General features: G+C 53.3%; 14 protein-coding genes and 1 pseudogene. 10 read left to right on the top strand and 5 right to left on the bottom strand.

Features of this window, described 5'->3' with window-relative positions:
* Positions 1–69: 69 nt before the first annotated feature.
* The 6 genes from C481_RS20275 (at position 70) to C481_RS20250 (ending at position 4,946) form a co-directional block, all read left to right on the top strand.
* Entirely contained in the window at positions 70–372 is a 303-nt protein-coding gene (locus C481_RS20275) for a hypothetical protein (RefSeq protein ID WP_006111233.1), read from the top strand.
* 318 nt (positions 373–690) lie between these two features.
* Positions 691–1,278: an HNH endonuclease gene (locus C481_RS20265; RefSeq protein WP_241434727.1), complete on the top strand. Its 588-nt coding sequence runs from the start codon at positions 691–693 to the stop codon at positions 1,276–1,278.
* A gap of 260 nt (positions 1,279–1,538) precedes the next feature.
* Complete coding sequence (locus tag C481_RS20260; protein WP_006111229.1) at positions 1,539–2,135, top strand: FkbM family methyltransferase; 597 nt, start codon at positions 1,539–1,541, stop codon at positions 2,133–2,135.
* 604 nt (positions 2,136–2,739) lie between these two features.
* Positions 2,740–3,018, top strand: a complete 279-nt coding sequence (locus C481_RS21425; protein WP_083860946.1) for an AN1-type zinc finger domain-containing protein — start codon at positions 2,740–2,742, stop codon at positions 3,016–3,018.
* A gap of 549 nt (positions 3,019–3,567) precedes the next feature.
* A complete protein-coding gene (locus C481_RS20255; protein WP_241434725.1) occupies positions 3,568–4,530 on the top strand; it encodes a ParA family protein in 963 nt (320 codons plus the stop codon).
* Entirely contained in the window at positions 4,527–4,946 is a 420-nt protein-coding gene (locus C481_RS20250; protein ID WP_006111227.1) for a hypothetical protein, read from the top strand. Before C481_RS20255 ends, C481_RS20250 begins: the two co-directional genes overlap by 4 nt.
* A 383-nt stretch (positions 4,947–5,329) precedes the next feature.
* Here the strand turns inward: C481_RS20250 and C481_RS22830 are convergent, their stop codons facing one another.
* From C481_RS22830 to C481_RS20235, 3 genes are all read right to left on the bottom strand, one after another.
* Entirely contained in the window at positions 5,330–5,467 is a 138-nt protein-coding gene (locus tag C481_RS22830; protein ID WP_241434724.1) for a hypothetical protein, read from the bottom strand.
* A gap of 268 nt (positions 5,468–5,735) precedes the next feature.
* Positions 5,736–6,203, bottom strand: a complete 468-nt coding sequence (locus tag C481_RS20240) for a hypothetical protein (protein WP_006111226.1) — start codon at positions 6,201–6,203, stop codon at positions 5,736–5,738.
* On the bottom strand, positions 6,196–6,486 hold the full coding sequence (locus tag C481_RS20235) for a hypothetical protein (protein WP_006111225.1): 291 nt from the start codon (positions 6,484–6,486) through the stop codon (positions 6,196–6,198). Before C481_RS20235 ends, C481_RS20240 begins: the two co-directional genes overlap by 8 nt.
* Before the next feature lie 496 nt (positions 6,487–6,982).
* Here C481_RS20235 and C481_RS20230 point away from each other — a divergent pair, with 496 nt between their 5' ends.
* From C481_RS20230 to C481_RS20215, 4 genes and pseudogenes are all read left to right on the top strand, one after another.
* Entirely contained in the window at positions 6,983–7,864 is an 882-nt protein-coding gene (locus tag C481_RS20230) for a hypothetical protein (protein ID WP_152422229.1), read from the top strand.
* 73 nt (positions 7,865–7,937) lie between these two features.
* Positions 7,938–8,195 (top strand): hypothetical protein, encoded by a 258-nt coding sequence (locus tag C481_RS20225; protein ID WP_006111223.1) that lies wholly within the window; start codon positions 7,938–7,940, stop codon positions 8,193–8,195.
* Positions 8,196–8,422: 227 nt separating this feature from the next.
* Positions 8,423–8,650: pseudogene (locus tag C481_RS20220) on the top strand (transposase); the annotation flags it as partial.
* A 362-nt stretch (positions 8,651–9,012) separates the two neighbouring features.
* Positions 9,013–10,131 (top strand): tyrosine-type recombinase/integrase, encoded by a 1,119-nt coding sequence (locus C481_RS20215; RefSeq protein ID WP_006111221.1) that lies wholly within the window; start codon positions 9,013–9,015, stop codon positions 10,129–10,131.
* Positions 10,132–10,589: 458 nt separating this feature from the next.
* Here the strand turns inward: C481_RS20215 and C481_RS21415 are convergent, their stop codons facing one another.
* Together C481_RS21415 and C481_RS20210 are read right to left on the bottom strand one after the other, a co-directional pair.
* On the bottom strand, positions 10,590–11,636 hold the full coding sequence (locus C481_RS21415) for a hypothetical protein (protein ID WP_083860944.1): 1,047 nt from the start codon (positions 11,634–11,636) through the stop codon (positions 10,590–10,592).
* Positions 11,637–11,784: 148 nt separating this feature from the next.
* Positions 11,785–12,036, bottom strand: a complete 252-nt coding sequence (locus C481_RS20210; protein WP_006107492.1) for a hypothetical protein — start codon at positions 12,034–12,036, stop codon at positions 11,785–11,787.
* Positions 12,037–13,406 lie beyond the last annotated feature (1,370 nt).

The raw sequence follows: 13,406 nt of genomic DNA, 5'->3' as shown, positions 1-13,406 counted from the left end.
GTACCCACAACCGATCGACAAGTATCCGCTTGACGAGTGCGATGAGTTCCAGGAGGTGCCGGGCGATCGATGAGTAGCGAACAGTCTACCGATACAATCAAGCGAGAGGACGACTGCGGAGCGTACGACCCGGTTCTGCGCTCTCTCGAGCCAGGTGTGCTGGTTCGATTCAATGCCAACGACCCATCTCAGGCATCAACGCCTGAACTCAAGGTCGGATACCACGACCGAAAAGAGGCATACATCGAACTCGAGGCCAGTGATGAAATTTATCGAGTGAGCTACTGCCGTCGGACGGGTCCAGAAATACGCAGAGAGAACGGCGGAACTGACATGATAACGACAATCGAGGTGGTCGGCATTGACGGGTAGCGATCAGTTCGGAAATGCCATTCAGAAGTGCGACGAGTGTGACGAGGAGACATGCAACCTTCGGCCAGTCTGTGTTGCCGGACGGGACGAGATCCCGTCACTCTGTCCAAGTTGCTATCGGGACCTCGAAGGTGACGGCTTGATCGATCGAGAACGGGACGCGGAGGTGTTCGGATATGCCGAGTGATGGACACGAGAAACAGGTATGTCAGAACTGCGGAGATCGCATCGACGGGCAACCACTGTATCATCAAAGCGATATCACGGCTGGCGAAGACGGTCTCGAGTTCGTAGACGATCCGGATGGGCCGTTCTGTAGTGTCAACTGCCGGGGGGACCACGATGGCGAGTAACGGCTGGAACCGCCAGAGTCGGCTCCGAAAGTCGATGGACACGCTGTTTCCTCAAGAGCATTCGGACCAGTGTCGCGTCTGCAAGGAACCCGTCGTCGACGGGCGGTGGAACTACTGCTCGGATCGGTGCCGCGAAGTGGCCCAAGCAGTCCAGAAGATGTTCGTGTGGGACGAAGTCCGTGAACAGATTCTTGAGCGCGACGAGTTCACCTGCCAAGACTGTGGGCTCTCGAAAGAGATGCAGTGGCGTGCCTACCATCAGGTTCACGAGCGGATCAAAGAGCGATCTCCACATCCGTCGGGCGGGACCGAAGCGGAGTTCGACGCGTGGCGGGATCGACGGCGTGAACTCGAGCATCGCTATGACGTTGGTTCGCCGACTGGGAACTTCCACGTCGATCATATTACGCCGATCTCCGATGGTGGCCACCCGTTCGACGAGTCGAATCTGCAAACGCTCTGTGCGGAGTGCTACGAAGCAAAGACGGCCGTTGAGAACAGCAACGCCGAGTTACAGCCTGACGTGACGCTCGCAGACTACATGGAATCTTGACCGTTCAGGTAGTCCATTTCGAACTAACCAACTCCGATGATTCAACTATGAATTCACCGTCACGAGCCGTTGAACTGTACCGAACCGGGGGTCTATCTGAATTATCCAGAGGTATTCGAGACTTCGCCGTAATCAGGGCTGATCGTGCCAGATGGCGTGCCGGTGCAGCCCTCAACAACAGTGTCTCTGTCGACGTTGGGGACCACCAAATCGAGTTCAAGACTGACTCTGCTATCGAATATCGACGTGCTCGAACCCAGATGCACGAGCGGCAGATTCTCGAGGATTACGTTGCTGAACTCCGGCCCGGCGATATCGTTTGGGACGCGGGATCGAACGTGGGGCTCTATGCGAGTTTCGCTGCTGAAATTGCGTCGCAGTCTGTCGCGATCGAGCCGGTCCCAAGCAATGTCTCGGCGCTGAGTCGCAACCTCTCACGAAACGATCTGGGGGATGATTCGACGATTATCGCGGCCGCGTTAGGGTCTTCGGAGGGGACAGTTTCAGTGCCGACTGGCTCCAAACCAGGCGAGAACCATAAATTGAGTTCTTCGAGTGGATCGACACAGGTCCCTGTCAAACGCGGGGACGATCTCATTCGTGCGGCGGATGCACCTGCTCCATCTGTGCTCGCGATGGACGTCGAGGGGGCAGAGGCCGATGCACTCGACGGGCTACGCGAAACGCTTGCGGATGTTCGTCTCGCCTATATCGAGGTACACGAAGGGCTGTTGTCTGACTATAGACGATCTGTTGACGATGTGATCGAGATCCTCGATGAAACCGGGTTTGAGATTTCTGTGTTTGACGAACGGCGCTCAGGGAATTACCATCTTAAGGCAGTTGCTGATCGGTAGCTCTCTTGTCACTCGAAATCTGGTGTCACCTTGTAGAAAGAGACGTGTCCGTGGGTGCTACGACGAATTGCCGGACACAGTCCCCATGATACGTCAGGGTTGATGCCTTTGCGTGTCGCGTGGGCTAGTGCGCGACAGGTCTACGTTCTGTGACACTGGTTATCAATCTATGGTCGATTCCCAGCTTGCAGGAGCCTGCCTGTCATGATCAACCCTGATACCTGAGAGTCGTCTGTTTGATCAGTAGGTAGTAGCACGGATTCTTTATTCAGAACCTCCTGTGAAACTCACGGTGAGTACAGTATGCAAGTTGACCATCGACAAATGTTTATACAAATATTTCTGATATCTCTAGTATGAAGAGCCAATGGCTCAATCTACACCAATCATATAAAACTAATAATGGGAAAATTGTAGGTATTATATTCTTATCATTGGGGGTTTCCTCAATATCACTAGGGATATTTGAGGATGATAGTCTTAGATACTATCGTCTGGGACTGTTTTCGATTCTATGTGGTGCCTACTGTATTCTCTCCTCAGATAAGAAGTGATTCAATGAACCAGAAACACCTATCACGCTAAGTTACCTTTCCCTACCAAAATGGCTCGTTGTGAGGCCTGTGGTGAACACTCGAGTATGCCGTACTCATGCTCATACTGTGGCGGAACCTTCTGTAAGAGCCATCGGATGCCAGAAAAACATGGCTGTCGGAATCTCTCTGAGGCATCTTCACCGTCAACAGCAAACCTGACTGAAGAGAATATGCAAGCTGCATCAAAGGCGTATCGGCAGACGGGTAACCAATCTCGCCGTATCGTCTATCTCTATCTGCTCGTTGCTGCCATTGTGATAGTGGCCATTCTATTCTTCTTCTTATAGAATACTGTTCTGAGCGGCGCCTTCGCTATCTCTTTCCGATCTGCACATTACGTACTTCACTCGAAATGCGGTGTTCGAAACGCCTACCTTCCCCGATCAAAAGCGGTACGTGGTTCTCGTGTCTGCCGGCCGATCGGGATCAACAGCGTGTTGCCATCCCGTCTGACCGTCACGGCGACGGTCGCTTTCACTCTGTATACGGGGTGTAATCACGTGGTATACTCATGTCACAATACCTTTGCTGGTCGCACTCGTGGACTTGAGTGCCGATACAATCGGCTGTCAAAATACCAGTTCCACTGGGGCGGCCTCTGCCGCCTATGGTTCCTATGTTCCCTCAAGTGCCAACGGTGGCTCATCTAACTCAACTACCTCAGTCACCTTAGGCGGCTTAGCTGACTCACTTGAGCCACCTAAGCTACCTAAGGCAACTTAGCCAACTAACTCAACTTATCCGACGGAAATAAGTAGAATTAGCTGAATGTCTTGGGTGTCCGCCGACACAGTCGTCCGGTCCTGACCGGCGCTGCGGCGGGCGGAACCATACAAATGACAGCAAATCCAGAACCACGAGCGGTTTGTTTTCCGATGCTGAAAGGCGGTTTCGGAAAGAGTACGTTTGTCAGCACACTCGGCGGCATTCTTGGCGACGTGCGCGACCACGATGTTTTGGTCGTTGACCTTGACCCGGCTGGACACCTTTCGACCGGGCTCGGCTACTACACGCGCGAGAACGACGATGCGCCCGACCTCGCGGACGTGCTGCTCGGTGACAAGTCCATCGACGCGATCGTGAAAAACCCGGGCCACGGGTTCGATTTCGTGCCGGCGCTGAACCTTGAGTCAGTTACCGATGCACTCTCGAAAGACTCGGTACTCGCGTCAGACCTCAAGATGAAACAGGAACTCGTCGACGAACACCTCGGCGACCGGTATGACTACATCCTGTTCGACGTGCCAGGCTCGCGTAACAAGCTCACGAACAACGCGGTCGTCGCAGCGCCGAACGCTATCCTCCCGCTCATGCCAGTCCCTGAGGCACTGAACGGCCTCCGAGAGACGGCAACGCGACTCGTCGGTCCGATTCGCAGCCAACTCGGGAACTTCGAAATCCTCGCGACCGTCCCGAACGATATGAGCGCTCGCGTCGACCACCAGACCAAGGATCGGAAGCTCCTCGAGTCGATGAACACGCAGGAGAGTTTCGCGGCACTGCTCCTCGCTGGCCGCGACGGCGTCGACGCCCGAAGCGGAACGCTCCCCGAGGGAACTGCGGTTGAAACGGTACTGGATAATCATATTCCGCCCTTTGCACGCATCCGTTCCGATGAGTGGGACGCGATTGACGCGGGAGAGGTGACGCCACCGAAGCCACCGATTCGACATACCGGTGCGATCGGCGACGCGTATGAGGCACGGGAACCGCTTCCATCCCACGATCCAGAGAACTCTCAACTCGAGCACTTTGGCGAGATTGCGGATATCATCGAACGCGGAGGAATCAACCAATGACCGGCTTCGACCTCGGCGATCCTGCTGACGACGCGGACGAACCGGACGAACCAGCTGATGAACGACCCGAATCGAGTACTGACCAAGACTCGTCATCAGTTAAAGAATCTCCAACGCCGGAGCCCGAGCCGGAACAAGAATCCGAACCAGAGTCCGACTCGACTCGAGAACGCGACCCGACCGAAACAGGACCGTCGTTCCCCTATAGCGAGGTCCGACAGAGTCCGCTGTACGCTCGCGACGAGACGTGGACTAAATTTGAGGACCAGCTAGATTTCACTGTCACACCCGAACTCCGCCGCATGGGGATTCGTGACGACGAACTCCGCGAGATTCACGATGTGGTCTTAGAAATTGCACTCGACAACATCGAGGAGATCCCAGAGCGGCTTGCAGAGAAGCGCCGAGACTCGTAAGACAATGGGTGCAAGATACTAACTCTACGCTCGATCAGACGTGTCTGCCAGTTCGATACAGATAGTCGGACCACAGTCAGGGCAATCCGTTGCAGAGCCAAGGTTCGGAGTTCCGTTCGAATTTCTGCGTCCCGGTCGTCTCCTCTAAGGAGTAGCCGGATGCGATCAGTCTCGTGATTCTATTGGGTGCGCCATTGATTGTCCGCATTTAGTGTCTCACTTGCACTTGTCGTAGTCCCGGTCGTCGCAGTAAATGTCCTGTTCACTTTGCATCGAACTCACCTCCCGATCGGCGAGTAGTTGGCTGCACTGAGTGCTCGGTTTCGAGTCGGTCTTCCCACTCGTCTTTCGAGTGAACGGTCACGAGGTAATCCCGATTGTCGTTACCAATCTTCAGCTCGGTTTGGGAGGTCGGCTGCCTTCTTGGCCATATGCTCCGTGGGGTACTCGAAGGTCTCACGCGGGCCGTCGTTGTGGTCCCGAACGAGGACGTGTGGTTCCGCCTCGTTGCTGTCAATCACGTCCCGTGCATGCCCAAGATTGTTCCGCGCGATTGACTGCGATTTGCTGATGTGGAACGACAGCGGCTCGGGTTCACCGTCCTGGTTGACAGTTTCGTAGGCGACACTCCAGTATCGGTCATGCGTGCGGTCGCGTGGCTGGAGCCAGGTTGTAACGACGAATCGATGGTCGCCGCGAATGACTTTTGCCTCGCCACGGTCGTCAACACCGTCGGCATCCGGATCGTCGTTCCATTCAAGGACTTCGAACGACCAGTCGTTCGGCAGGTCATTGACCTGGTTGAACTCGAACCAGTGGGATGCACGTGGGTGTTGGCCACCTCTTTCCCCGGTCTGGTTCGTCGACGACGTGTTCGGTATCGACGATCGAGTGATTCGACACGTCGGCGAGCAGACGGACGAACAGCTCCCGGCGCTTGCGCTGTCCGGACTCGATATCATCAACCGTCGCGTCGATCGTTTCGAGTACGGTTTCGATTGTCGATTTGTTCAGCCCTGCGCTCCGACCGTACAGCAGTGCGACTACGTCCTCATCTGTGAGCCCGCTTCGGCGAAGTTCCCGGAGATCCGTCGCGAGCGTTTCGATCGATGCTGCGGCCGTCGCGATAGCTGCCATTTGGTCGTGGAACTGCTCTGTGTCGATCGTCACTGACTCGAGTTCGACGTCGTCTGGCCGCTCATCTTCGTCGACGTAAAGATCCTCAAGTGGGCTCGTCTCGTGTTCAGCCTCACTCATCGGCCTTACCTCGCACGTTTTCGAGTTCCCGCTGCGAGACGACCGTGTCCTCCACGTCGGGATCAGCGACAATCGCCGCGACATGGCGGGCAAGCACGTCCTCGCGCTCGTAGTCCTCAATCTCGTGATAGCGGACGGGCTGGCCGTCCTCAACGGCGAAGAACCACGTCCATTCTCCGAGTACGTCACTCTCACAACGCAGGACCTCGCCAGGTCGCAATCGGGCGAGCGGTCCCATGGTCGGGGGCTGTTCAACTGGGGTCGATTGCTGGTCGACGCTCATTCTTGAATCACCTGATTTCGGCGGACTCATATATACGAGTCGCCTGAAATCATAATAGAATTATTTATGAATATCACGAATAAGTATACTTCCGACTACCGGGCGCTCAACTATCTAAGACGACTAAATCCGGTCAAAAAGAAGTTGGTTACAGGTAGCCCCGATCTTCGAGTTCGTCGACGAAGAAACCGACGCGGCAGCCGCGGGATAGGCCGACCTCGGGCGGTGGTCGGCATGACCTACAGCAGAAAAACCACGCTCTGGTGTGACGATGATGTGTGTGCTGGCAGCGGTACCAGGTCAAGACCGTAACTCAAGCACGAGAAAAAGCCAAACTGACGGGTGGGACACGACTCATGGCAGTCCCGACTACTATCTTCGAAGATAGGGGCGAAACGACCGCGTAGTCGGCAAATTCTCCCTTCCTTCGATATAATAATACATCCAATTGAATCTGAAATAGAAGGATTTTTATATGTATTGGTAATTGAATAATATGAACATGAAAAGTAATAGGCCGACTCGACGGTCGCTGGTAGCTGGGATGGGTAGCATTGGACTTACGACCCTTGGGGCACCTTTGGTGGGGGCGAAAGAAGCCAAAAAAACCGTTACGGAACGCGGGAACATCGTCTATTCCGACAAGGATTACAAGATCACCGAGATTGAGGGTAGTGCTGCGTATGTTTACGCCAAACAATCAAAGTCAAATAGTTCTGAAACTGAAGCTATTGTTTCAGAGAGTAGGATTGATGGCGACGAGTTCAAAAAGGGATTCGAGAACGTTAGCGATAGTATCATCCATCATATTGCAGAAGATGAGAACGAGATCAAATATGCAAGTAAAAACAAGCAATCTGGGAGATGGGACTCTGGTGAGAAGAAAAAGTCAGAATTGGGAAAACAAGAAAAGTCATCCGATTCAACGGATAAGATTTCCGCAACCGAAAGTTCTGCTGGATCATTTATCGAACGCTCTGAGGTGAACGGAAGCGTAAATGGGACTTGTGGTGTAGCATGGAACGACTGTAAACATAGAACCGTAATGTGGGCTTGTGAAATGACGAGAACGGGTGCAGCACTTGAGGCGGGGATTGTGACTGGGGTTCTCGAATTAGGTACCGCTGCTGTAACTACCTATCTTGGGACTAGTTGGAGTGGCCCTATGGCGGGTGTGGCTGTCTTTGCGGCAATGATTCTTGCATTCGCTGGTACTACATTCACGATTGCGTGGATAGATAATGACGAGGCATTTGGTCAACTCCAGACCGTAGACCAGAACTTCAAGGGATGGGCCTACGAGACTGATCCGTCTAAGGCGACTAATTTCCAATATCTTGGTGAGGTACCGGGAGACCACATGAAACCCGGCTGCTAAGAACCAACGAAGCTATTTCATCTTGTTTGGAACACTTCGAAATGTTTATTATAAAACATCGTCTACTGCATTTATGGTTGGAGTAGACCTAGTGACACTGCTAATTGGACTGCTCTGGGGATTTGCATTTGTCGTAGTAAATCATATATTCGGTGAGGAAAAGAAATTTATATTTAGGCTAATTGCCTCACATGTGATTATTGTTATGGCTGTAGTATATACACTATTGAGTGTAGATGGTTCTGTGATCGCTGCCGGTGCTGTCACCCTTCTTGTACTGGCCCTTGCAGAATTCATTGGGTTTCCGAAAAATGATTCAAATCAGGTTTAAGTGAGCCCTTCAAATTTGTAAGTGTTAATAAATAGAATTATAGGATGTGCCCAACAGCTATTCGCAGACTGAGAGTTAGAGAGGCGAACTGAGCGAGCGGCCTACACAGATCACATAGATGCTGATCTGATTTCAATAGCAGCAAAAGTAAATCTGGCTGTACGAGATCTTATCACGATACATATGACTGTCGACCAGGAGAGATTCACTTCTATGATTCGTGGTGAGAGATTGAGAGCGGCTACAAGAGTATCAAGCGATTCATGGCGGCAACGACGTCGAAGAACTTTGTTCTGCGGTTCTTCTATTTCGCCTTCGCCTGTCTATTGTACTCGATTTGGAGAGCTGTCGATCTGCTCGTGCAGATTGAGTTGACCGGCGAGTACGAACAGACACCACTCGTAACGGCGGAGAATACGCTCACGCTGTTGAAAAAGGAGATCGGAATCGGATAAAGAGCCACTCTACCCGCGTGGAAGAGTTGTTTCTGAGTGGCGACACTGAAGAGAATATCAGAAGATCGCCAAACCTGTTTTCTGGTTAATAGGATTAGCGGCTGAGGAGGAATCTGAAGTATCGCCGCTAGACTGGTTTGTCTGAATTCACGCTCTACAGGCCTGCTAAGACTACTGTAGTCTCATCTTCCGACCCGCCTATTCTATATATCGATATAATGTTTACAGATGCGTGTATTGTGGGTAGACGCTCTATAACTACCTTCTGTCCCCGATAGAGCCCCTACAGAACTCACTTGTCTAAAAGCTAATTTAACCAAGTAAGTTTAGGAGGGTGGACGCTGTACCCCACAGTGAAGATCATGGATTCAGGAAATTCGAGGCCTACAACTGGTTCTCGCGATCGCCACCCCACGGATACGACCATCCAACAGTCGGTCGACCGCTACCTGAACTCGCTCGATTCGGGCGGCAGTCGCGCGAGTATGCGTCCGGCGCTGACCGAGTTCAGTTCGTTCTGCCACGAGGAAGGGGTCGACAGCGTCGCTGAACTCGACTCAGGTGACTGCCGCGAGTACGGACTTCGACTCCGTGAACGCACGATCGACGGTGACCTCGCGGGTTCGACAGCGAATACGTACTTCCGGTACGTACGGGCGTTCCTCTCGTTCTGTGTTCGCGACGAGCAGCTCGACACGAATCCCGCAGACACTGAACGTGCCGAGGAGTTCCTTCCCGAAGATCGAGCGACAAGAGACACACAGTTCTGGACGCCCGAGCAACGCAAGCAACTCCTTTCGTACGCAGACGAACGCGTGCAGATGGCTCGTGAGGAAACTATCGATGTACCGCTCGAGCGTGCCTACCGCGACCGAACCATCGTCGTATTGCTCGCGGAACTCGGCGTTCGCGGGGCCGAACTCTTTCGCGACAGGAACGACGACGATCGGCGCGGCCTTCGATGGGCCGACGTTGACCTCGAAAGTCGCACACTCGAGGTGTACGGCAAATCTCGCGAGTACGAGGCCGTCGGGCTGACCGACCGTGCTCACAACGCGCTCTCGCGCCTTCAGCGTGTTCACGAGCCACCGATCGACAACTGGCCAGTGTTCCCGACCGGGCATACGGCGAGCAAGTACCAGGCTGTTGAGGACGCTACGGGAGAGCGCCCTGAACCTGGCAGCGATATCGATGCACTCCTACGTGAGCAGGCGATTGCACCCCCGTCGATCACGAAAGAGGCCGGCCGGCAGATCCTCAAGATGCTAACCAGCGAGGCTGGGATTGAACTCGAGGGCGACCAGGAATATCTGAAACCCCACGGAGCGCGACGGGCGCTCGGTGCGGAGTTGTACGAGAAAGGGCACTCTGAACTCGCACAGGCGGCGCTGCGGCACAAGTCAATCGAGACGACCCATGAGGCCTATAGCGATATCCAGGCCGCTGACGTTGCTGAGTCCATTGATGAGGTACGGGAGTAGTATGCCGGCGTCAACGCATACATACACGTGTAACTGCTCTACGTGTGGATATCACCGTGAATTCCTCAAGAAGGGGAAAGCGAAGCGTGCGCGCAACTACCACAAGTACAAGAAACCGGGTCACAAGGCATCCGTGAGTGAGCGTTTTGAACAGTTAAGTGGGACCGAAGGATCGAAACTTAATTATTGGACGTATGAGAGGTCTTATGAGTTCGAACGAAACTACGTGTGGTGGATGTGGTTCTACCAGTTCCTCTGAATCTGATTTGTAATATTGGCCAAATTACCAACTTACCTTCGGGCTGATATTCCATACATTATTCCGGTTGAAAATAGAAGATAGATATATTCCAGAAATTGATTCTAGGCGGTATTCTGGATCGTCAGAAGTGGGGTGATGGGTATTTAGTTCGCAATAGAGCGTATTATCTGTCTCTNTATTTGTAATATTGGCCAAATTACCAACTTACCTTCGGGCTGATATTCCATACATTATTCCGGTTGAAAATAGAAGATAGATATATTCCAGAAATTGATTCTAGGCGGTATTCTGGATCGTCAGAAGTGGGGTGATGGGTATTTAGTTCGCAATAGAGCGTATTATAATTTTGAAGGGTCTCAATCGATGTCTTTGCTTCTTTGAGGTCAGTTGGATTATTTTCACTATTCCACTCCAAATGGTCAAGGAGATCGGGATTCGATTGGAACGGGTTTTCGATCATCAACCCGCTTACCCACGGCTCATCGTCACTAGTATCCTTGTAAATCTCCTCTACAGGGCTTATTTCTACTGGTTCATCAAATCTAATTCCGATGCGTGGACACTTATGATCTCTTGCGTTGAACAATTCCTTAAATCCGAATGCTCTAGCTATTTTGTAGTATTCCTGTCCGCTCATTGGATATCCATCTATTATGAAGGAGAGAGATATATTGGTGAGTACCTCACTATTCTGCGGCAATTCAAACCGAATAATTAGATACTCGGAATCGCGCACAAGTTCTGCAATATAAATACCGCTTCCTTGCTTATAAAGGGGGAAAGAAGAATTACGGAACAAGCCTTCTGAGTTCTCTATCACTCTTGCAAAGTTGCTCAGTCCACGGCCGATTTTGGCACCTCCGAGCTGATGAACTGTAAACCAATCATCTGCCAAATGACCCGTCGACTGGAGAGTCGACAAACAGGAAACAAACTCATTACTTGCCATGTCTTGGTTTCTTGTTCGTGTTACTACTGGTTGATCACGATGATAGATGTGTGGCAAACATGTCGTTACTCTATTGATATGATGAGACTCTTCACCTGCTGACCTGACGAGGCGCGGACCAAATGGGAGCCATTCCCGCCCGTCAAATGATGTGACATCCCCATCTAGCGGAAGTTGATCTGTCCCTAATTCCAGTGCCTCGATATATGCTTCTTCTATCGTGATCTCTTGCTGCTGCGAGTATTCCTTGATCTTTCCATGAATCGACCATGGTATATCGATATTAGGTCGCATATTCTCACATTCTCACACTATACACAAATACTTTTTGGACCGATGGTATTCTCAGTATATCCAGTATGCTCTATAGCCGTTGAGTCAAGAAGACAACTGAGCAGTAGATTTGACAGTGAGGTCACCAAAATCTGGCTTCGACATCGGATTAGGCCTCGTTCCACTCACGAACCTCTGCGAGTGCGGTCTCGAGTTTCTGCTGGTTGAACGGGTTCGATTCGGCGTCGATCGCGGCCTTGAGTTGACCAACGCTCATGAGCCGTGCCCGTCGTTTGAAACACCGGGCACAGAGATACCGCCCTTCGAGGGTCCCGATCGGGTTGGTCTGGCAGCCCGATGTGTTGCACACCTTCGAACGGACGGTACCCGCGAAGGTCTCGAGAAAATCGGTGCTTGTCATGCCTTGTGAGTCGAAATCATGATACCTAGTCGTTTCGCCGACTACTCCGACGCCCGATACCGGTCGATTCGGGCTTTGTTCTCGGCGTACGACCGGCTCGAATCATAGATCGGGTCATCCGGAAGCGCCGCCTCGCCCTCGGGGACCGCCGCAACGGGGAGTTCAGTCTCCGCAAGGAGGTCCTGAACCATCGATTCCCACGTGCCAAGTGGCGACTCATCGTCCACCAGTCCACGTAGGCGCTCGAATACGTCCGCGACCTCCGCATAGGCGTCATTGAAGTCCTCGATCCACGCTTCAAGGTCATCGAGTTCATCGTCGATGCCGGCCTCGCAAAGCCGATCTTCGATTCGGGCCTGGACATCGTCTTCCCACTGCTCGCTGCGGCGGGCGTTCTTGCGAGGGAGATCCGGGTCGGTGTACCGTTCGAGNTCGGGCCTGGACATCGTCTTCCCACTGCTCGCTGCGGCGGGCGTTCTTGCGAGGGAGATCCGGGTCGGTGTACCGTTCGAGGGCATCGCGAACGATGTGGCGGAACTCGTCAGGGTGTTGCTCGAGCGCGTTCAACTCGGTCGCGCCGGCCCCGTGTTCCTGTTCCCACTCGGTGATACGACGATTGTACGCAACGCCGCCGGTTCCTGTCGCTGAACTCTCTTCGATGGGTTTTCGCGGGAGATCCAGGTTCTCGATTTGATCGGTCGTCACAGCCAGCCGTTCGATCACGACGCGTTGTTCGAGGTCACCGCGTTGATGCAACCAGGCGAGTTTCCCCGCCATGTTCGCCGGCATATCGTAGCCTTTCACGTCGAAATCGGCCAGGTACAGAATCACCGCGGGTTTGCCGGCGTCGTCGATTCGCTGTGCCAGCTCGTTCGCGACGGTCAACGAGAGGTCGCCCTCGCCCTCTACCACAACGTTACAGCCGTACTCGGCGGCCAACCCNAGCTCGTTCGCGACGGTCAACGAGAGGTCGCCCTCGCCCTCTACCACAACGTTACAGCCGTACTCGGCGGCCAACCCTCCCCGGCCGCGGATGTAATCGGGTAGCGTCTTCTCGGACCACAGTTCGATGTGATACGGCGACTGTCGGGCCTTGTCGAACGATAGTTGCTCGCGTGCACGTGAGGCGACGCGATCGGCGACCCACTCAGAGTAATCTGTCTCCGCGGGATCAAAGACGAACTTAGCTGACGCCTCGGGGTCTGGGATGCGTGGCGTTCGAACCCCGGTAGGCGACGGAAGACCCTCTGGATCGGGCCGAACGGTGTGTGCCCCGTACTCCCGAATTCTTGTACGCGCCGAGTACGAGTGACGATGCCGAGGGGAAGTATGCGGTGTTCGTAACGAACCAGGACCGCGTTGAACCGGAA

This window comes from Natrialba asiatica DSM 12278 (genome assembly GCF_000337555.1).
GTDB classification, from domain to species: Archaea; Halobacteriota; Halobacteria; order Halobacteriales; family Natrialbaceae; genus Natrialba; species Natrialba asiatica.
Note: the sequence above shows the minus strand (reverse complement) of the source record. Positions and strands in the feature narration are given on the sequence as shown.

Excerpts from the sequence above, each read along its gene's own strand:
- C481_RS20275 (WP_006111233.1), top strand. The coding sequence starts at position 70 with ATGAGTAGCGAACAGTCTACCGATACAATCAAGCGAGAGGACGACTGC.
- C481_RS20260 (WP_006111229.1), top strand. The coding sequence starts at position 1,539 with ATGCACGAGCGGCAGATTCTCGAGGATTACGTTGCTGAACTCCGGCCC.
- C481_RS21425 (WP_083860946.1), top strand. The coding sequence starts at position 2,740 with ATGGCTCGTTGTGAGGCCTGTGGTGAACACTCGAGTATGCCGTACTCA.
- C481_RS20255 (WP_241434725.1), top strand. The coding sequence starts at position 3,568 with ATGACAGCAAATCCAGAACCACGAGCGGTTTGTTTTCCGATGCTGAAA.
- C481_RS20250 (WP_006111227.1), top strand. The coding sequence starts at position 4,527 with ATGACCGGCTTCGACCTCGGCGATCCTGCTGACGACGCGGACGAACCG.
- C481_RS20240 (WP_006111226.1), bottom strand. The coding sequence starts at position 6,203 with ATGAGTGAGGCTGAACACGAGACGAGCCCACTTGAGGATCTTTACGTC.
- C481_RS20235 (WP_006111225.1), bottom strand. The coding sequence starts at position 6,486 with ATGAGCGTCGACCAGCAATCGACCCCAGTTGAACAGCCCCCGACCATG.
- C481_RS20230 (WP_152422229.1), top strand. The coding sequence starts at position 6,983 with ATGAACATGAAAAGTAATAGGCCGACTCGACGGTCGCTGGTAGCTGGG.
- C481_RS20225 (WP_006111223.1), top strand. The coding sequence starts at position 7,938 with ATGGTTGGAGTAGACCTAGTGACACTGCTAATTGGACTGCTCTGGGGA.
- C481_RS20215 (WP_006111221.1), top strand. The coding sequence starts at position 9,013 with ATGGATTCAGGAAATTCGAGGCCTACAACTGGTTCTCGCGATCGCCAC.
- C481_RS21415 (WP_083860944.1), bottom strand. The coding sequence starts at position 11,636 with ATGCGACCTAATATCGATATACCATGGTCGATTCATGGAAAGATCAAG.
- C481_RS20210 (WP_006107492.1), bottom strand. The coding sequence starts at position 12,036 with ATGACAAGCACCGATTTTCTCGAGACCTTCGCGGGTACCGTCCGTTCG.